The organism is Flocculibacter collagenilyticus (genome assembly GCF_016469335.1).
Lineage (GTDB): Bacteria > Pseudomonadota > Gammaproteobacteria > Enterobacterales > Alteromonadaceae > Flocculibacter > Flocculibacter collagenilyticus.
Genome location: NZ_CP059888.1, coordinates 2,799,828 through 2,818,054 on the forward strand (window position 1 = coordinate 2,799,828; position 18,227 = coordinate 2,818,054).

General features: G+C 39.3%; 17 protein-coding genes. 8 read left to right on the forward strand and 9 right to left on the reverse strand.

The annotated features are described in order from the left end of the window. Positions 1–14: 14 nt before the first annotated feature. Positions 15–926, reverse strand: coding sequence for a DUF3014 domain-containing protein (locus tag HUU81_RS12385; protein ID WP_199609244.1), 912 nt, complete (start codon positions 924–926; stop codon positions 15–17). Positions 927–1,166: 240 nt separating this feature from the next. On the opposite strand from HUU81_RS12385, the gene HUU81_RS12390 reads away from it, so the two are divergent. Continuing rightward, on the forward strand, positions 1,167–2,303 hold the full coding sequence (locus HUU81_RS12390) for a patatin-like phospholipase family protein (RefSeq protein WP_199609245.1): 1,137 nt from the start codon (positions 1,167–1,169) through the stop codon (positions 2,301–2,303). A 93-nt stretch (positions 2,304–2,396) separates the two neighbouring features. Here HUU81_RS12390 and HUU81_RS12395 read toward each other — a convergent pair whose 3' ends face one another. The 8 genes from HUU81_RS12395 to HUU81_RS12430 all read right to left on the reverse strand — a co-directional run bounded on the left by HUU81_RS12395 (position 2,397) and on the right by HUU81_RS12430 (position 11,476). Then, complete coding sequence (locus HUU81_RS12395) at positions 2,397–3,152, reverse strand: zinc-dependent metalloprotease family protein (RefSeq protein ID WP_199609246.1); 756 nt, start codon at positions 3,150–3,152, stop codon at positions 2,397–2,399. Between the two features lie 118 nt (positions 3,153–3,270). After that, on the reverse strand, positions 3,271–4,017 hold the full coding sequence (locus HUU81_RS12400) for a hypothetical protein (RefSeq protein WP_199609247.1): 747 nt from the start codon (positions 4,015–4,017) through the stop codon (positions 3,271–3,273). 403 nt (positions 4,018–4,420) lie between these two features. Continuing rightward, positions 4,421–4,642: a response regulator transcription factor gene (locus HUU81_RS12405; protein ID WP_199609248.1), complete on the reverse strand. Its 222-nt coding sequence runs from the start codon at positions 4,640–4,642 to the stop codon at positions 4,421–4,423. Between the two features lie 429 nt (positions 4,643–5,071). Further along, entirely contained in the window at positions 5,072–5,956 is an 885-nt protein-coding gene (locus HUU81_RS12410; protein WP_199610025.1) for an IS982 family transposase, read from the reverse strand. Between the two features lie 165 nt (positions 5,957–6,121). Next, positions 6,122–7,495, reverse strand: a complete 1,374-nt coding sequence (locus HUU81_RS12415; protein ID WP_199609249.1) for a sigma-54-dependent transcriptional regulator — start codon at positions 7,493–7,495, stop codon at positions 6,122–6,124. 11 nt (positions 7,496–7,506) lie between these two features. After that, a complete protein-coding gene (locus tag HUU81_RS12420) occupies positions 7,507–8,622 on the reverse strand; it encodes a sensor histidine kinase (RefSeq protein WP_233520496.1) in 1,116 nt (371 codons plus the stop codon). Between the two features lie 191 nt (positions 8,623–8,813). After that, positions 8,814–10,268: a sigma-54 dependent transcriptional regulator gene (locus tag HUU81_RS12425; protein ID WP_199609250.1), complete on the reverse strand. Its 1,455-nt coding sequence runs from the start codon at positions 10,266–10,268 to the stop codon at positions 8,814–8,816. Between the two features lie 416 nt (positions 10,269–10,684). Then, on the reverse strand, positions 10,685–11,476 hold the full coding sequence (locus HUU81_RS12430) for a flagellin N-terminal helical domain-containing protein (RefSeq protein ID WP_199609251.1): 792 nt from the start codon (positions 11,474–11,476) through the stop codon (positions 10,685–10,687). Between the two features lie 478 nt (positions 11,477–11,954). On the opposite strand from HUU81_RS12430, the gene fliS reads away from it, so the two are divergent. From fliS to HUU81_RS12465, 7 genes are all read left to right on the forward strand, one after another. Beyond that, positions 11,955–12,371 carry a flagellar export chaperone FliS gene (gene fliS / locus HUU81_RS12435; protein WP_199609252.1) on the forward strand — a complete coding sequence of 139 codons (417 nt, stop codon included), beginning with the start codon at positions 11,955–11,957 and terminating at the stop codon, positions 12,369–12,371. Between the two features lie 3 nt (positions 12,372–12,374). Then, the gene (locus tag HUU81_RS12440) at positions 12,375–12,707 is read left to right on the forward strand and encodes a hypothetical protein (protein WP_199609253.1); all 333 of its coding nucleotides are present in this window, start codon (positions 12,375–12,377) and stop codon (positions 12,705–12,707) included. Between the two features lie 297 nt (positions 12,708–13,004). After that, positions 13,005–14,006, forward strand: a complete 1,002-nt coding sequence (gene pseB / locus HUU81_RS12445; protein ID WP_199609254.1) for a UDP-N-acetylglucosamine 4,6-dehydratase (inverting) — start codon at positions 13,005–13,007, stop codon at positions 14,004–14,006. Then, positions 14,003–15,157, forward strand: a complete 1,155-nt coding sequence (pseC, locus tag HUU81_RS12450) for a UDP-4-amino-4,6-dideoxy-N-acetyl-beta-L-altrosamine transaminase (protein ID WP_199609255.1) — start codon at positions 14,003–14,005, stop codon at positions 15,155–15,157. The genes pseB and pseC overlap by 4 nt, the downstream gene beginning before the upstream one ends. After that, positions 15,148–16,074, forward strand: coding sequence for an aldo/keto reductase (locus HUU81_RS12455; RefSeq protein ID WP_199609256.1), 927 nt, complete (start codon positions 15,148–15,150; stop codon positions 16,072–16,074). Before pseC ends, HUU81_RS12455 begins: the two co-directional genes overlap by 10 nt. A 37-nt stretch (positions 16,075–16,111) precedes the next feature. Next, on the forward strand, positions 16,112–16,900 hold the full coding sequence (locus tag HUU81_RS12460; protein WP_199609257.1) for a cytidylyltransferase domain-containing protein: 789 nt from the start codon (positions 16,112–16,114) through the stop codon (positions 16,898–16,900). Position 16,901: 1 nt separating this feature from the next. Beyond that, entirely contained in the window at positions 16,902–18,191 is a 1,290-nt protein-coding gene (locus HUU81_RS12465) for an aminotransferase class III-fold pyridoxal phosphate-dependent enzyme (protein ID WP_199609258.1), read from the forward strand. Positions 18,192–18,227: the final 36 nt, after the last annotated feature.

Sequence of the window (18,227 nt, forward strand, 5' to 3'; positions counted from 1 at the left end):
ATCATACCGCTCCGTTATTGTAATAGGTGGTTACGTAAATCTTGTAGTATTTCTTTTATTTTACGAGCATTGTCTGGCCCAAGCCGAATAACTTGCTTTTGAAGTGGTGTCAGTGACTCTAGTTCTGGATCCTTAAATTCATACATCACCTTGGGAGTAACTAACTCTATCTCGCCTTCAATGATGGGTGTATCGAGCACTTCTTCAATGGCACTCACTAACTTTTCTTTAAAAGGGCTATCTGGATAACCAATCTCTGCATAAGCAGTGTTTAATAATGGGTGATATTTTTCATACAACTCAGCTAGCTCTTGTGGTGGTATTGATTCCATCAACGCTACGTAGGGATCGTAACGGTGGAAACTTTCTGGATCTAAAATAATTCGCTCCCCTTCTTCAATGACTGAAAAGCGACTCGAAGGTGCAACAAATGGCATTGACTCTCTAATAACATCGCCATTAACTAAGTTGTCGGTAAACACCACTAAGCGCTGTATAATATGTTGTGATTGCACCAATGCCGATACATCCTGAAAAAAGGAGGCATCTTTTAAGTCAGCAATTACAACCTCGTCACTTTCTCCTAGCGGAGGTAGTTCGTGCTGCTCCGTAGAGCCTTCGGCTACTTCTTCGTCTTCAGTATACTCAGTAGCTTCTATACCATTTTCTTCATCAACCGATAACTCATCGGCGTGAAAGGGCTCATCAGTGTCAGTAGACTCTGCCTGTGATGCATCATTTACCTTAGGCACCAAGGTACTTTGATTATTACTTGGGTTGTTAGTTGAGTTGTTACTTGTATTTTGTTCAACGTTGTTAGGTTGCTGTTTTTTCTCAAATAGTTGCCAAGACGCATAAACTAAAATGGCCAGCACAATAACTAACCCTAAAATCAATACACTAGACTTGCCTTGTTGACGTTGCATTAATTGGTGACTCCTAACATTTAACAAAACCTTTAATATTCAATATGTTTATATAAACGGGATATCAAGCATCGAGCTGATAAATAACTTGCTTAGTTCGTTTTTTACAACATAAACTATAAGAACGATGATAAACCTATTTTATTTTCACTGCCAACGAACTAATTAGCATTTATGTAATCATTTATGTTTTCAAATAATAGGTAGTAAGCAGTGAAATAAATTAGATAGTGAATTACGATGTCAAAACCCTTAAATAACCCGAAAAAAATGGGTTTGTTGTTAACTGGTGGTGGTGCTCGAGCGGCTTACCAAATTGGTGTACTGAAAGCCTTAGCGACATCACTACCTCGCAACCGAGAAGTACCATTTAAGATAATTTGTGGCACATCAGCTGGAGCAATTAATGCAACCGCTCTCGCCTGTTACGCTTCATGTTTTCGTTTGGGTGTAAAAAAATTAGAATGGGTATGGAAAAACTTTACGACTAATCAAGTATATAAGTGCGATGGCGTAAGCTCGTTTCGCTATCTTCTTAATAATTTCTTTTCTTCGTTTCAAGCTGAATACGCTAACAAACGCAGTACCAGCCTATTCAATAATGCTCCTTTAAGGGCCTTACTCACTGAAATACTAGATTTGGGTCGTATCGATAGAAATTTGGTTGGCGGCTACCTGTCCGCGCTATCCATTAACGCTTCTTGTTATAACGACGGTAACTCGTATTCTTTTTATCAATCGTTAGAAAATCACGACTGGCGACGAGAAAAACGCATAGGTATTAAGTCAGCTGTCAATATGAATCACTTAATGGCTTCGTCTGCTATTCCACTCGTTTTTCCATCAGTACGTATACAGCAGAACTATTATGGTGACGGCTCGGTTCACCAACTTTCACCTCTCAGCCCTGCCATTCATTTAGGCGCAGATAAAATACTTATCATTGGTGTAGAGCAACCGCCCGGGTCGAAATATTATGGTTTAAATCCGCATCCACCTGATTTCGCGACCATTGCTGGTCACTTATTAGATACCATATTTTCAGATACATTACATTCGGATATAGAACGACTAAGCCGAGTAAATCAAACGTTAAGTTTATTGCCGGATGACAAGTCACCGCCGTTAAAAAAGATTGATCACTTTTTAATTAACCCTAGCCACAACTTTAATCAAATAGCGTGTGAATACTTTCATGAGTTGCCACTAGCAGTGAAAATGTTATTAAAAACAATTGGCATTCAGGAAAATTCTGAGTCATCGCTAGGTAGCTATCTGTTATTTGAAAAGCCATACACACAACGGTTAATTCAGCTAGGATTTGAAGATGGGTTAGAAAAGCTTAATGCGCTACGTGACTTTCTGGAAATTGAATAAACGCATTTTTTGCACATAAAAAATGGGCAGAATATCTGCCCATTTTAGCCTTTAACTTTATATCCAGGGTGTATAAATGCTGTCGCTTATAACCTAACGGAAATTTGCAATCGTATTTGTTACCAAATCAAGCGCACGTTGTGAGTCAGCCACATTGGCTACACCACAAGGATTGCTGCCACAAGATCTGTCTGGGTCAGAGAAAATTGGCGGATGATTCGATGTATTGAATTCGTGCGGATATGCCATGATTGTTGCGAACTCATAATCAACACCGTAACCAACACCCCAAGAGTAAACGCCACCAGTTGCACCTTGACGAACTGAATGCCCTAAGCCCATGTTATGACCAAGCTCATGCATAAATGTCATCGTAGTATTACCGCAGTTATTCGCTGTAATATTGTATGCATAGCTTTCATAATTGTCATGATCTGGGAATATTTTCAGGCCATAAATATCGCCCGCAATACCACAGGTAGTACCTTGCCAAGATGACTCTTTAGAACCCAGTACCACTACAAAGTCAGCTTTAAATTCGTCACGCCAGTTACGAATATTAGATGCCTTATAAACGCTTCTTAAGTCACTAAGGTTAGCAGTATAGTTAGTACCAATGTTGTATGGTGTCGCTGCAAGAACTAAGTTAATGTCTAAGTCATTATCACGATAATTACGGTTCGATGTTGCAATTATATTCGCAATTTCAGTTTGAATATTATTACTACGCGCTTCGGCAGCCGGTGTGTAATAAACATCAACAACTACATCTCTTGCCATAGCTGGTGCACTAAGTGCAGCTGCAACAGAGAGGCCTAGCACTGATTGCTTTACAATTTTCTTTAACATAATGTTTTCCTTCCTAGTTTTTCTTGTTGTTTTTATTATTTTTTTAGCTTTTTGCTATTTTTACTGCTTTTTGTACTACTTAAAACTCTGTGTTTAGAATCAAGCTCCCAAGCTTTACTTATTTGTTTCTATCACCACTCACGTTCACAGGCTTATGAACGGTATGGTCGTGGTCTTCATCAAACTCACCACCAATTTTGTCTGGAATGACATCTTTTATAAGATCTTGTGTTTCTGCCACCCATGCATAACGGCCATTCCCTTCCATCACGTAAAGCCCCTGAGGAGTAGAAATATTGGCGTAAATGGCATCTTTTCCAACCGTGATCACCGAGCTGTACCTCGCATCATAATTTGGCAATTCTGCTTCAACCGTCTTATTGCCAAATGCATCATTGCTTACGTAATCAACTTTCACGTCATAAAACATGTCTAATTCAGGAATTTCTATTTTTAGTGTGTCGCCAACATTTAATGCAATGATTTCGTCATGATCCACCTCTATAAACGCTTCACCTTCTAGGTCTTCACGCACCTTACCTAGACGGGTAAGTTCTTTTTCAGCCTCTTCCGAATAACTAAAAGGTGACGGGCCATCGGCTAACTCTTCTTGTTCATCTGCCACTTCAGTTTTCTTATCTTTGGGTGAATTGACTTTATTAGGTGTACGCTGAACCAGTGCCTGCAATCGTTTATCATCAGCCGCAATATTGGCAGGCTCGATTGACTCTGGTGTTGCTGTCTTTTCAACGGATTGCTCGACTGACTCAGCACCTGAGTTTGCATTAGAATTGGTTTGTACAAAGTACACAGCCGCAATAACAGCAACTGCTACCCCAGAATACATTGCAACTTTCTTCATCATTCTTCGCCGCTTTTCTATACGTTTTTAATGTGAACTAGGATATACATTTGGGTACTGATATGGATATACCTAATTTCCGGTATATTACAAATAAATGAACAAAAATTTATTTTTGTGTTACTTAATTACCATCCCTAAAACAGGGACTACTTTAAGTCGAAAAAGTGTTGGCAGTGGATTAGGGCGTGATTTAAACAGCTGCAAATAGAGCAATAGGTTACATCGATTTATTACACGGTCTTATAACACGGTTTTATTACGCGTATTGTTACACGGCATTGTTACGCGGTATGAATACACGTGATTACCACTTCAGGCTGCTAGCGTAATTATGAAACCTAAATCAAGAGATTTATGATGAAGTTAGATGTAGGGTATGATGAGTAAACTAAACCAATTTACGCTAATGCGTTCTTGTGAGGTGTTCGTAGGCCGCTTCATAGCGCGATTTAACATTTAATTTCTTAAAAATGTTCTTTGTATGTGTCATTACGGTATGAACACTTAAGCATAAAAGCTCTGCAATTTCTTTATTGCTTAAGCCTTTCGCTATTAACTCAATAATTTCATATTCTCTAGCAGATAACGCATCTATATTTTTCTTTTTTTCTGGCATTATTTTCATAGTTATTACTACTTATTATTAATTGGAGAGATACATAACTTTTGTAGGGTAACGCGAAGAAAAGTAAACTTTCAAGCACCTAACGTAAATTGAAACTTACACACTAATTACTTTAATTTCAGTAACAATTTGTTTCACCATATTAATTTCGATTAATTTATAGTCAAACAAAAAATACAAAATTCAATATACCATTTGTTAATAAACAGTTAACTTGTAAGCATAAGCCATGAATATCAAGGGGTTTAGAGGAGTGTGATTTCAATTATTATTTTATAAAAATTAATAACTATTCAGAATTTTAGCGTAAGCAAATTTGCAAGATAGTAAACTAATTAGCAATTAATACCTTACTCAGGGTAAAGTAAAGCTAAGTTTACAGGTGTTGATGTTGTTTTGCTGAGATAGAATAACTTACCCCAGATCGGTTTAAGCCACGATCATAGAATTAAGCTCTGAGTCAGTTAAATTAAGGCTTGGCTTATTGTCTTTAAGGCAGTAAGCCACTAATCCTGCCATTAAGTTCAACATAAAACCATTCATACTGCGATGTCTGGAGTGTTCAATTTGGGAGATATTCTTTAATTGGTCATTAATAGTTTCAATAATAAATCGCTTAGATAGCATCGCTCTGTCCCATAACGACATCGCTTTGGCTTTCATATTCTTGCGAACGGTAGTAATTAATGTCACCCCTTTTTCAAACAACGAAGCTTCCAGTGCTTTGCTGAGATAACCTTTATCTCCGTACAATTTATCTGTCAAACCAGCAGCTAGCTCTTCGACTGGTTTAGTATCATGAACGTTGCCTGTGGTGACTTTGGCTGCAACGATCTCTCCCCGATAATTAACGATAAGGTGAAGTTTGAAACCATAAAACCAGCCCATCGTCGATTTCCCTCGCCTTGCTATACCATTAAATGTTTTATGTCTGGGAATTCGAATATTATGACAAACGGTTAAAGTAGTGGAGTCAATGAACTCAATGCCTGTAGGCTTACCTTTAAGTGAGGTGAAGTACGCACACATTGGCACTATTGTTCGCGGCATTAGCTCTAAAAAGCGTGTATAACTAAGCAAATGTGGAAATTCTTCTCGACAAAAGCGACTGACATGACCAGTGTAATAATTTTTAAAATCTCGGTAATGGGACATGTGGAAGCCAATAATAATTGTCATGACTTCACTCATCGTCAATCTACTTCGACGCTTACGTTTTTGTGTGCCGTCTGCAATCAATTGCTTTTCCCATTCGGGAATAAATACTTTGCAAAAATCATCGACATCACAGAAGAGTTCAACTAATTTATTCATGCCTGTTCCTTTTTGGTCACTTTCTTTTTTGGTCGAAAGATCTGATCGTGGAGCAGGCATTTAGTTCCTTAAATTTTCAAATTCTTATCCCGAGTTGGGGTTAACTTGATTTAAGTGCACAAAAATACAGCAAAAGAGTGTATCTCAATTGCTGTAATTGCTAAGTTATGCAGGGACTTCCATTCCTGACTCTCTCATTTTGGCTAACTTATATCTTAAGGTTCTTGGACTCATACCTAACTTTTCAGCCACATCTTTACGACTACCATTAAACTCATTTAGCGTGTCTAAAATAATGCGATGTTCTTGTTCACGTAAACCATCTTTAAACGAGGTTACGTCAACATTTACATCAAAATTAGATGTGCCCGTAATGACATTACTTGAACTGGTGTCAGAAATAAGCTCTGCATTCACTTCTTCTAATAAGATTGCAGTTTCGTCAATGCTTCCGCTTGACTGCAATATTAATGCGCGTTGGATAACATTATCTAGCTCTCGAACATTGCCAGGCCAAGAGTGACGCTGTAACTTACGCATAGCAAGTTCAGATAACTGAGGAGCAGCCTCTCCCATTTTTTCGCTATGGCGCTCAATTAAATGCTTAGCTAATGGTATAACGTCACCAGAGCGTTGCGCCAAAGGAAGCCACTTAAGCGGAAATACATTCAAACGATAATATAAATCTTCTCGGAAAATACCATCTGTAACCGCTTCACGTAGTTGTCTATTACTAGTTGCAATAACACGCACATCCAACTTAATCGTTTTTCGACTACCTAACCGTTCTACTTCCTTTTCCTGTAATACACGCAGCAATTTTGCTTGCAAGCTAAGATCCATTTCCGTAATTTCATCAAGTAAAATAGTACCGCCTTGTGCTTGCTCAAATTTGCCCGGGCAGGCTTGCACCGCGCCGGTAAAAGCCCCTTTTTCATAGCCAAATAGGGTCGATTCCAACATATTCTCTGGAATTGCCGCACAGTTTATCGCAATGTATGGTTGTTCTTTTCTTGCCGAGTTTTCATGGATGTATCTGGCAAGTACTTCTTTACCCGAACCACTAGGCCCTGTCACCATAACACTGGCATCAGATGCTGCAACGCGTTTAGCTAAGTTTAATAACTCTAAGCTTTTTTCATCAGCGGCTACAGGCTCATAAGCTGGCTGCTCGTCAACGGGAGCATAACGACTCACTAAGTTAAGTAACACTTCAGGAGCAAATGGCTTAGCCATGTAATCAACTGCCCCTTCCTTCATTGCTTGCACAGCATCGTTGATTGAAGCGTAGGCGGTCATCATTAATACAGGCAAATTAGGATAATTAACCTTAATACTTTTGAGTAAATCCAAACCTGACATTTGTCCCATTTGCACATCACTCACCACCATGCCAATGTTCGACTTTTTTAAGGTTAAGATAGCTTCTTCAGCGCTACACGCTGCTTCACACTGATAACCTGCAATCATTAAGGTATCTAATAATGCTTCGCGTAAACCCGCATCATCTTCAACAACAAGAACACTTTTATTCGTCATCGCGCTTCCCCCTAATTGTTCGACGGTTCTGCAATAATTGGGATATGTAATAAGAATTCAGCTCCTGTATTACACGCACCGTTAATCGACACTCGACCATGATGCGCCGTACATACAGATTTAACGACCGCTAAGCCTAATCCGGTTCCTTGGCTACGAGTGGTGTAAAAAGGTTCGAATATTTTTTCTTGTATATCCCCTGCAATACCAGGCCCGTTGTCTCTTACAGAAATAACGACTTCATTCTCTGATACCGCACGATATGCGCTAATACTTATTTCTGCACCATTACCAATAACCTGAATACTATTATGAATAAGATTCTGAATTGCACTGGCAAGGGATACTTTATTGCCCAGAATTAGGATGTCGGGCTCTGGTAGCTCTACATAAAGCTTGCCATTATTTTGCAATACCATCGCTTCGGAGCCTGCACGCACTTCAGCAAGCAAGTTTTGAAGAGACACTTCTTTTACAACTTGGTTTTCACTGCCACTTTTAGCAAACAGCAGCATGTCATTAACTTGATGCTCCAAGTCATTCAAGCGCTCAGTTAACTTACATTGAAAGGTTTTACGGGAATTAGGTGTTAGTCTTTCATTACCTAAATTCGCAGCATAAAGCATTGCAGCGGAAAGAGGCGTTCTTACTTGGTGCGCTAGGGATGCAACCATTTTACCTAAACTAGATAAGCGCTGCATTTGCGCTATACGCTCTTGTAAAATACGCGTTTCAGTTAAGTCAGTCATTAATATGAGCTGTCCCGGCTGAGGAGCTAATGCTGTAATAGCCAACTTAACGCGACGACCGTCATGAAGGGAAACCTCGTGCCCATCGTCACTTCTTGGACGAAATGAACGCTTAATCACATCAGTCCACTTTTCACCTTCAAGCGGCTCACCCAACATTTCAAGAGCTACTTTGTTAGCATCTTTTACTCTACCTCTTGCATCTAACACAACGACACCGGCGGGTAAAATGTCTACTAAATGGCTTAACCAACTGGACTGTTGACGTAACTGATTTAATTCACCAGTGTAGGATTCCATTGCTAAGTTACTTAGCAGGTCACTTGAAAACAATTCTTGGTCTTGAAAGTCTTGCCTAAGAGCATGTATTGAAGCCATAACGCTACACCATTAAAAAATCTAAACTAGCATGACTAATACACGTTTTATGCCAAGTAGAGTTTTACTAAATTAAACAGGTAGTTACGGAGTAAAACGAAGTAAGATTAAGCACTAAAAAAATAGTAAAAATTAAAGTGACTAGAGTTTGACGGTGGTTTTTTAAGCAAAAAAGACGCGTAAGAAACTACTTACTCGTCTTTTACTAAATTATATTTTTTCATTTTCTCTACTAATGTTGTTCTTCGCAACCCTAGTACGTCAGCTGCGCGCGCCACCACATAATCATGTTGATCAAGCGCCTGAGTGATAAAGCTAACCTCTAAATCAGCAAGGTGCTCTTTAAGGTTAATACCTTCTGGTGGCAATAACCCTAAATTTATTGCGTCTGATACATCACTAATGTTTTCATTTTCGATTTCATCTTCAGAAGCATCACTGAATAAATCCATTAATGCATTATGTTCAGCAATTTCATCTGGATATTCTGGTACATAGGCATCAACATCTATGTGCTGGTATTTTCTTGGTAGTTCCGTTACATCAATGACTTGGCTAGGATACATTATCGCCATCCGCTCAACTAAGTTGGATAATTCGCGCACGTTACCAGACCATTGATGCATTTTTAAAGATTCTAGGGCGCGATCGGTAAACTTAAGTGCCTGAGTCATCTCAGAGTCTAAACGCTTTAATAGCTCATCAATTAACATGGGGATATCGTCAGCGCGCTCTTGTAACGACGGCGTTTCAATAGGGAATACATTCAATCGGTAATAAAGGTCTTCTCTGAATTTCCCGCTTTCAATCATTTGCTCTAAACTACGATGCGTTGCCGCCAAAATTCTGACATCGGCATTGATCGCTTTTGTGCCCCCTACGCGCTCATAAATACGCTCTTGCAGCACACGCAATAACTTCACTTGCATTTGCAGCGGCATATCACCGATTTCGTCTAAAAAGAGTGTGCCACCTTGCGCTAGTTCAAACCTACCTTTCCTCGCAGAAATAGCCCCTGTAAAAGCCCCTTTTTCATGACCGAATAATTCACTTTCTAATAACTCACCCGGTATTGCACCACAGTTAACAGGCACAAACGGGCCGTTACTGCGTTTAGACAATAAATGAATGTTCCGCGCAACAACCTCTTTTCCTGTTCCAGAATCCCCCAAAATCAATACATTTGCGTCGGTAGTAGCTACCTGCTGAATCAAAAATCGGATCTCTTTCATACAGGGGGTATGGCCAATCAAACCAGAGAATTTGGCAGCATCATTACGATGTTTTTGGGTGGGAATAAGTCGGCGATACTCTTGGCAGTCGTGCAATAGCTGTGTTGCAACGGCATAATTGAATGGCTCGCCTAGAATACCAATAACATTTGGTATTTCCATTAACTCTTTTAGCGTTTCACCTATTACCACAAAAGGAACTTCAGGGTTTTCACGGATAAGCTGCGCATGCTCACCAGAAGTAAGTGCGCCTAACACAAACGCAGTAACAGCATTTGCTGGTTCACACGCAGTTGAAACTTCATCAATTGAAATACATTCATTTTTTTCGCCGATAAAAGACAGTGAGACAGCCAGCCTTTCAGCCCTCGCTGTGTTTTCATCTAATATCACTACACGACGAATATTTTGCATAGATTGTACAACCTAAGTGCTTAACAGTATGTTTTTAATTGTAAAACGCAATTCCATTTAAGCAAGAAATTTATGGCAGTATTTTGACGTTTGTTCAAAAAATTGACTAACTATTGACTGGCTATGGTTTATCGATATGTATTGGATGTTGAATTCGTAAAGTAACGAGCCACGAATTTACATAAATCTTACTATAACAACATACAAATTTTAAAGTGGGTATAAAGGGGAAAGAAATATCAGCGAACTCATCACAGGTAGATACGACTTCTATAATATCCTGCTTTAAATCAATATTTTGTATATCGTAGCAGCAATGTTACTAGCTCTGTTAATTGTATACGTTTATGAGCTCATCCAAGAGCTTAGGGGGGGGGCTAGCAACTAGCCCCAAAGAAAATTGAGAAGGTTGAGGATTAGAAATCTAACAACCCTAATATTTGCCCCTGATTTGCATTAGCTTGAGCCTGCATTGCAATCGCACTTTGATCTTGAATTTGCTGATTAACTAGCTCTGACGTAGCTCTCGCATAATCAGTATCTTGTATTCTGCTTCTTGCTTCTTCAGTGTTAATTGCTGTTTGAGACAAATTATTAATGGTACTGCCTAAGCGATTTTGGAATGCGCCTAAATTAGCTCTGGATGAGCTCACTTCGTCACGGGCAGCTTGTGCTATTTCAATAGCTTCTTGTGCACCAGCAGCGGTACTCACATCAATACTTTGTAACGCACTAACCCCTTCACCACCTACTGCAAGGTCAACGGTTTGACCGCTTTGAGCACCAACTTGGAAAGATAATGAACCACCAGAGAAGATTTGCTGATCGCCAAAACGTGTATTCTTATAAACATCGCCAACGTGCTCTTGTAAGTGACTAATTTCCTGCTGAATCGCTTTGCGATCAGAAGCAGATAATGACCCATTAGCCGCTCGAATTGAAAGCTCCTCAATTCGCCCTACTGCGTCACCCACACTCGACAATGCCCCTTCGGCCACTTGTGCGTACGAAATGCCATCATTAGCGTTACGCATTGCCATATTCAAGCCATTAACTTCAGACGTTAACCTATTAGCTATTTGTAACCCTGCGGCATCATCTTTGGCTTGATTAATTCTTAGCCCAGAAGCCAATTGTTGAAAAATCTTTTTCTGATTTTCCTGAAATTGCGTTAATGCTGGTGCATTACTGTTACCACCAATTTTCATTGTTAGCTCCTGTCTCAATCATTAAAAGTCAGCCCAAAGCCATAGCAATAAATTGAATTACTCACCTCAAGCCCTGAAAAGCTTGTGCATTTTATCACAAGTATAGTTTCCGCTCAAATTTTAACCAACCGCTAACTTGGTAAAACTGTCTTCATATGCCGAAAAGAACTATATTTAAAGAGGTTAATGAAAGTAACTTATCAATAAATAGATACTGATTCATGGACCATTGAGACTTTTTACTTTGGATATTTAATAGTACAAAAATCATTCAACTTAATTATTATAAGATCATAGAGTTATATTTTTATTGCATAAAATGCCTAAAGATTTTCAGATTTATGCAGATACTATTTATGTTCACTGAGAATAACATTAGGTTTTAACGAGGCGAGCACCTAGTTTTACAGCAATAGGGTTATTATATGGCTCGAATTTTGCTTTAAATATTGATTATGGTTTGAGGAAGTTAAACATTATGTCTAGAGCATCAATTCAAAAATACAAAGCAATGAAAATCAATGCGGCTGCAAACGCTAACCCGTATGAGCTTATCACAATTGTATTAACTAACATCATCGGCAAGTTATCAGGTGCCAAAGCGCATATAGAGCGTAACGACACTGAGCAAAAGGGGAAATTAATTTCCGACTCAATTACTTTGGTAGGTGCATTACAAGATAGCTTGAATATGAATGATGGTGGTGATGTTTCTAACAACCTTTACAATCTTTATGATTATGCACAACGTACGTTATTAGAAGCTAATTTAAATAACTCTACTGAACTATTAGATGTAGTTATTGAAATTATGCGAAATATTAAAGAAGGCTGGGAAGCTATCCCGCACGACGTTAAGGAAGAGTTTTTAACCCAGAAAGCAGTAAACGGTTAATCCATGATGAATGTATCAACTTTCCCTACTCTGCCAGAAAACATCGTTCAACAAATTGATGCCATTAACGCACAGTTACTTTCTGCGTTAGCGGAAGATGCAGTTGAAGAAGTGAATGATAAAATTGCTGAGCAGAAAGATTTGTTTCATGTGTTGTTTGAAACAACCGAGCAAGATTGGTTGATTGAAAACAAGCCGACACTTGAAGCGCTGCACGAAGAATTCAACATTGTTTTCGTCAAGTATTTGACTCGTAAAAACGAAATACGCCAGCAACTCCTTAAGCATAAAAGCAATACAAAAGTGGTAAAGGAATATCAGTTATTTACCGCTTAATGAGCTAACTTGCACAATTCTCATACATATTAACCTTCTGCTAGTGGTGAAAGCGCTTTCAAACTTTCACCATTACAGAAGTTGATATATTATCAAAGCATTACAATTAACTGAGTTACTTATTTTTTTCATTACTGAATGAGTAAAATGAGGTCATTAATACCTTCATCATACACTTTCATTTGTGAAATAAAGTATGCATTTTTAAGACAATACTTAACTCAGTCGACTCTAATTATTGATAGGCACATATTTTGCTGGGATCAGTAATACTCACTGTGTTGGATAGAGGCACTTATGTTTGACAATAAAACCATCTTAATTACTGGCGGAACGGGGTCATTCGGTAAAAAATATACCCAAACCTTATTAAGTCGATACAATCCCAAAAAGATTATCATTTTTTCTCGCGACGAGCTTAAGCAGTTTGAGATGCAACAAGTGTTCAACCAAGACTGTATGCGCTATTTTATTGGTGATGTTAGAGATCGAGATCGCTTAAATAGAGCAATGCGAGGCGTTGATTACGTTATTCATGCCGCAGCAATGAAGCAAGTACCAGCCGCTGAATATAACCCAATGGAGTGTGTTAAAACCAATATTAATGGTGCAGAAAATGTAATAGATGCAGCTCTGAACAATGATGTTAAACGCGTAATTGCGCTTTCTACTGATAAAGCAGCTAATCCAATAAACTTATATGGCGCAACTAAATTGGCGTCCGATAAAATTTTTGTTGCTGCCAATAATATTGCAGGCGGCCATAACACACAATTTGCCGTGGTGCGTTACGGCAATGTAGTAGGCTCCCGTGGGTCAGTCGTTCCATTCTTCCAAAACCTTATTGATAATGGCGCAACAGAACTTCCAATTACTCATGAGAATATGACTCGCTTTTGGATAAGTTTACAAGATGGCGTCGACTTCGTTTTAAAGAATTTTGAACGTATGTATGGTGGTGAAATTTTCGTCCCAAAAATCCCTTCAATTAAGATCACTGACTTAGCGACAGCGATGGCTCCTCATCTTAAACAAAAGGTCATCGGCATTCGACCAGGAGAGAAGCTCCATGAAGTGATGTGCCCAGGTGAGTTGTCTTATCATACCTTTGAGTATGCTGATCATTACGTTATTGCGCCTACGATAAGTTTTAGCAGTCGAAGCAATGACTACACGGTGAATGCCATTAAAGAAGAAGCGCAACTGGTGACAGAAGGATTTGAATATAGCTCTGATACTAACCCGCACTTCTTATCTGTTGATGAAATTTCTGATTTCAATAACAAGGCAATGGCATGATCCCCTACGGTAAACAGGATATCACGCAAGCGGATATTGATGCCGTAATGGAAGCGCTCACCTCTGATTTAATCACTCAAGGCGCGCGGGTACCAGAGTTCGAAGCAACCATCGCTAAATATTGTGATGCTGAGTACGCGGTGGCGGTAAACAGTGCGACATCGGCGTTGCACATTGCTTGTCTTGCGTTGGGCGTAACTGAAAAAGACATTGTGTGGACCAGCCCTAACTCATTTGTTGCCTCTGCTAACTGCGCTTTATATTGTGGCGCAGAAGTCGACTTTGTTGATATTGACTCAACAACAGGCAATATGTGTATCCAAACCTTATCGAATAAACTTGAACAGGCGGCAAAACATAATCGCTTACCTAAAGTTATTATTCCTGTGCATTTTGCTGGACAAAGTTGTGATATGGCCGCAATTAGCGGTTTAGCTAAGCAATATAATATTGCCATTATAGAAGATGCCTCACATGCCATTGGTGGGCGCTATCAAAATACCAAAATAGGTAGCTGTAAATACTCAGACATTACGGTATTTAGCTTTCATCCCGTAAAAATTGTGACGACAGCAGAAGGTGGTATGGCGCTCACTAACAAGCCCGAACTGCATCAAAAGTTAATGCTGTTACGTAGCCATGGGGTAACTCGCGACGAATCGATAATGGCAGCATCAAATCCAGCACCTTGGGTGTATGAACAAGTCACATTAGGCTTTAATTATCGAATGACTGAGCTGCAAGCCGCGTTGGGGCTGTCTCAGATTAGTCGTATCGATGAATATGTTACGCGTCGAAATCACATTGCAGCACGCTATATGACCGCGTTCAACCAAGCCGATATTGACTGTTTAACCGTTTCTGAAGATTGTTACAGTGCCTATCATTTGTTTGTAATTAAGGTACCACAACATTGTCATGAGCTGATTTTTAAGCAGTTAAGGCAAGCAGGTATCGGGGTTAATTTACATTACATTCCTATCCATACTCAGCCATATTTCACCCGGCTAGGCTTTACAACAGGAATGTTTCCAAACGCAGAAACACATGCGGCACAAGCAATTAGCCTACCCTTATATCCTAAGTTAACAACAGAACAACAAGATATTGTTATTAAAGAAGTTATTAATGCGGTTCAGACATGCAATTAGGCTTAGGTACCGTACAATTTGGCTTAGATTACGGCGTTTCAAATACTGAAGGTAAAGTTAGTGAAGAACAAATCCTTCACTTATTACAATACGCCGCTAACAACGGCATTGATGTGCTTGATACAGCTATAGCTTACGGTGACAGCGAGCAGCGACTAGGGCAAGTGTTACAGAGTACCAATCATTCCACCAGCAATTTTAAAGTTGTCACTAAAATTCCACCTGTAACCAGCGCATCTCCAGATTTTGTAGAACAAATCAGAGCCAGCTTAGACAGGTTGCAGCAAGACCACCTCCATGCGGTGATGCTTCATGATGCCAATGCATTAATGCCAATTCATAACCTTACATCACCGCCTTCAAGTGCTCGTCTTGCAATTTATCACCAGTTGTTAGAACTTAAACAACAAGGGTTATGTAATAAAATAGGCGTATCATTATATAACCCCGAACAACTTCACTACCTTCTTGATCATTTTAAGATCGATATTATTCAAGTACCTCTAAATGTATTTGATCAACGTTTTCTGGATAATAATTTATTGAGTGCGGCACATCGCGCGGGTATTGAAATACACACTCGTTCCGCATTTTTACAAGGGCTACTACTGATGACCAACGAGTCGGCACCAAATAGCAGTAGGCCCAATTATTTTGCCCCCTATAACACGATATTAGATACCTACTTTAGTCAGCTTAAGGCGCACAACATCACGCCACTTGAAGCAGCAATCGGATTCCTTCAACAACAAGAATATATTGATGTCACCATAGTAGGCTGTTGCAATCACACACAACTTGAAGAAATTGTTAAAGCAAGCGGAAAATCTGACGTTACAAAAACTAAGTTAGATCTATCGCAATTTAAACAGCATGACGAGGGGTTAATCATCCCCTCAAATTGGACTCTAAATTAGCACTTACATTTATACGTAATATAAGCGAACCAGAACTATGATTCTAGCCATTGTACAAGCCAGAACATCATCATCAAGATTACCACACAAAGTACTCAAACCATTACTGGGAGAGCCGATGCTTGCCCGCCAGCTTGAACGTGTTAGCCAAGCTAAGCTAATTGAGCAGTTAGTTGTTGCCACCTCTACTGAAGCAAGTGATGACGAGCTGGCAAAGTTGTGTAAACATTTAAATATTGCGTGTTATCGTGGTGATTTGAATGACGTGTTAAAACGCTTTTATGGTTGTGCCGAACTGTACTTAGGTGATTTAAATAGCACGTCATCAGGTAATAGCGAGCATCATATAGTGAGGATTACAGGTGACTGCCCATTAATTGACCCAGAGTTAATTGATCAAGTGATTCAACACCACATAGAAAACGGTAGCGATTACACCTCAAATTGTTGCCCTCCTACATTACCCGACGGGTTAGATGTAGAAGTATTTACCTTTGATGCATTAAAACGAGCCAACCGTGAAGCAAAGTTAAAATCTGAACGCGAACACGTCACTTTATATATACGAAACCAAGGTAACTTTAAGCTACACAATGTAAGTGCGAGTAAAGATATGTCACATCATCGATGGACCGTTGACGAGTTAGAAGATTACCAACTTGTTACATTGATTTATGAAGCCCTCTACCCTATTAACCCTCATTTTAACTATCAGGATGTGTTAAAGCTGCTAGAAAAACATCCGCATTGGCAGTCAATCAATCAAGATATTATGAGAAATGAAGGGCTAGAAAAGTCACTGAATGAAGACCGTGAGAACAACTAATATGACCAATAGATACCAAAATTCTATCGACTTCTTTAACAGCGCAGCTAAAACCATTCCCATGGCTTCACAAACGTTTAGTAAAAGTTATTACTCGATGCCCTTTGGAGTCGCACCATTGTTTCTTGATAAGGGTAAAGGTGCAGAAGTTTGGGACATTGACGGGAATCAATATATAGATTTTATGAATGCCTTATTGGCGGTGTCTGTTGGATATCAGGACGAAGAAATTGATAACGCCGTGATTGCCCAATTAAAGTCAGGAGTATCATTTTCATTACCCCACCGTTTAGAGCACGAAGTTGCCGAGCAAATTATTTCGCTTATTCCCTGCGCTGAAATGGTACGGTTTGGGAAAAACGGGACTGACGCCACATCCGCAGCTGTGAGGCTTTCACGCGCTTACACTGGCAAAGATCACCTTGCTGTATGCGGGTATCATGGCTGGCAAGACTGGTACATTGGTTCAACAAGCCGCAACTTAGGCGTGCCAGATGCCACAACTGAATTAACACACCCATTTTCATACAACGACATCGCCTCTTTAGAAGCGATTTTTGAACGTCATCACAACAAAATTGCCGCTGTCATTTTAGAGCCTGTTAACTTTTTTCCTCCTAAAAATAATTTTTTAGAAGAAGTAAGAGCTTTATGTGATAAACATCAAGCTGTATTAGTGTTTGACGAAACCATTACAGGCTTCAGATTCAATATTGGTGGGGCACAAACCCAGTTTGGCGTTACCCCCGACTTAGCGACATTTGGTAAAGGTATGGGGAACGGCTATCCAATTTCGGCCATTACTGGTAAAAAAGAAATCATGGCGTTGATGGAGCAAATATTTTACTCGGGCACATTTGCAGGTGAAACTTTATCATTAGCAGCTACCAAAGCCACGATAAACAAACTGCAAACGCACAACATTCCAGAACACCTTCATCATATTGGCTCGTTATTACTTGATAATGTACAAAAAATAATTGCTGACACGAATATGACGAACACTTTTTCATTGTGCGGTTACCCTTGCTGGAGCTTATTGCAAGTCACTGCGAACGAAACTTTTAGTGCAAATCAAATTAAGAGCTTATTCATTCAAGAAATGCTATCGCAAGGCATCTTAATGGCAGGCACACATAATTTATCTTACGCACATAAAGAAAAGCACATTAAAGTATTAGCTAACGCTTATCATCATAGCTTGTCGGTAATTCAACAAGCGCAACAAGAAGATAATTTTGAAAAGTATTTTAAAGGTGAATTAATTAAAGATGTATTCAAAGTTAGATAACGGAACTATTAGGCAAACTGTTACTACGTGGTTTTT

Bases quoted from the DNA above. Each gene is read 5' to 3' on its own strand.
- HUU81_RS12385 (WP_199609244.1), bottom strand. From the start codon at position 926: ATGCAACGTCAACAAGGCAAGTCTAGTGTATTGATTTTAGGGTTAGTT.
- HUU81_RS12390 (WP_199609245.1), top strand. From the start codon at position 1,167: ATGTCAAAACCCTTAAATAACCCGAAAAAAATGGGTTTGTTGTTAACT.
- HUU81_RS12395 (WP_199609246.1), bottom strand. From the start codon at position 3,152: ATGTTAAAGAAAATTGTAAAGCAATCAGTGCTAGGCCTCTCTGTTGCA.
- HUU81_RS12400 (WP_199609247.1), bottom strand. From the start codon at position 4,017: ATGATGAAGAAAGTTGCAATGTATTCTGGGGTAGCAGTTGCTGTTATT.
- HUU81_RS12405 (WP_199609248.1), bottom strand. From the start codon at position 4,642: ATGAAAATAATGCCAGAAAAAAAGAAAAATATAGATGCGTTATCTGCT.
- HUU81_RS12410 (WP_199610025.1), bottom strand. From the start codon at position 5,956: ATGAATAAATTAGTTGAACTCTTCTGTGATGTCGATGATTTTTGCAAA.
- HUU81_RS12415 (WP_199609249.1), bottom strand. From the start codon at position 7,495: ATGACGAATAAAAGTGTTCTTGTTGTTGAAGATGATGCGGGTTTACGC.
- HUU81_RS12420 (WP_233520496.1), bottom strand. From the start codon at position 8,622: ATGGCTTCAATACATGCTCTTAGGCAAGACTTTCAAGACCAAGAATTG.
- HUU81_RS12425 (WP_199609250.1), bottom strand. From the start codon at position 10,268: ATGCAAAATATTCGTCGTGTAGTGATATTAGATGAAAACACAGCGAGG.
- HUU81_RS12430 (WP_199609251.1), bottom strand. From the start codon at position 11,476: ATGAAAATTGGTGGTAACAGTAATGCACCAGCATTAACGCAATTTCAG.
- fliS (WP_199609252.1), top strand. From the start codon at position 11,955: ATGTCTAGAGCATCAATTCAAAAATACAAAGCAATGAAAATCAATGCG.
- HUU81_RS12440 (WP_199609253.1), top strand. From the start codon at position 12,375: ATGATGAATGTATCAACTTTCCCTACTCTGCCAGAAAACATCGTTCAA.
- pseB (WP_199609254.1), top strand. From the start codon at position 13,005: ATGTTTGACAATAAAACCATCTTAATTACTGGCGGAACGGGGTCATTC.
- pseC (WP_199609255.1), top strand. From the start codon at position 14,003: ATGATCCCCTACGGTAAACAGGATATCACGCAAGCGGATATTGATGCC.
- HUU81_RS12455 (WP_199609256.1), top strand. From the start codon at position 15,148: ATGCAATTAGGCTTAGGTACCGTACAATTTGGCTTAGATTACGGCGTT.
- HUU81_RS12460 (WP_199609257.1), top strand. From the start codon at position 16,112: ATGATTCTAGCCATTGTACAAGCCAGAACATCATCATCAAGATTACCA.
- HUU81_RS12465 (WP_199609258.1), top strand. From the start codon at position 16,902: ATGACCAATAGATACCAAAATTCTATCGACTTCTTTAACAGCGCAGCT.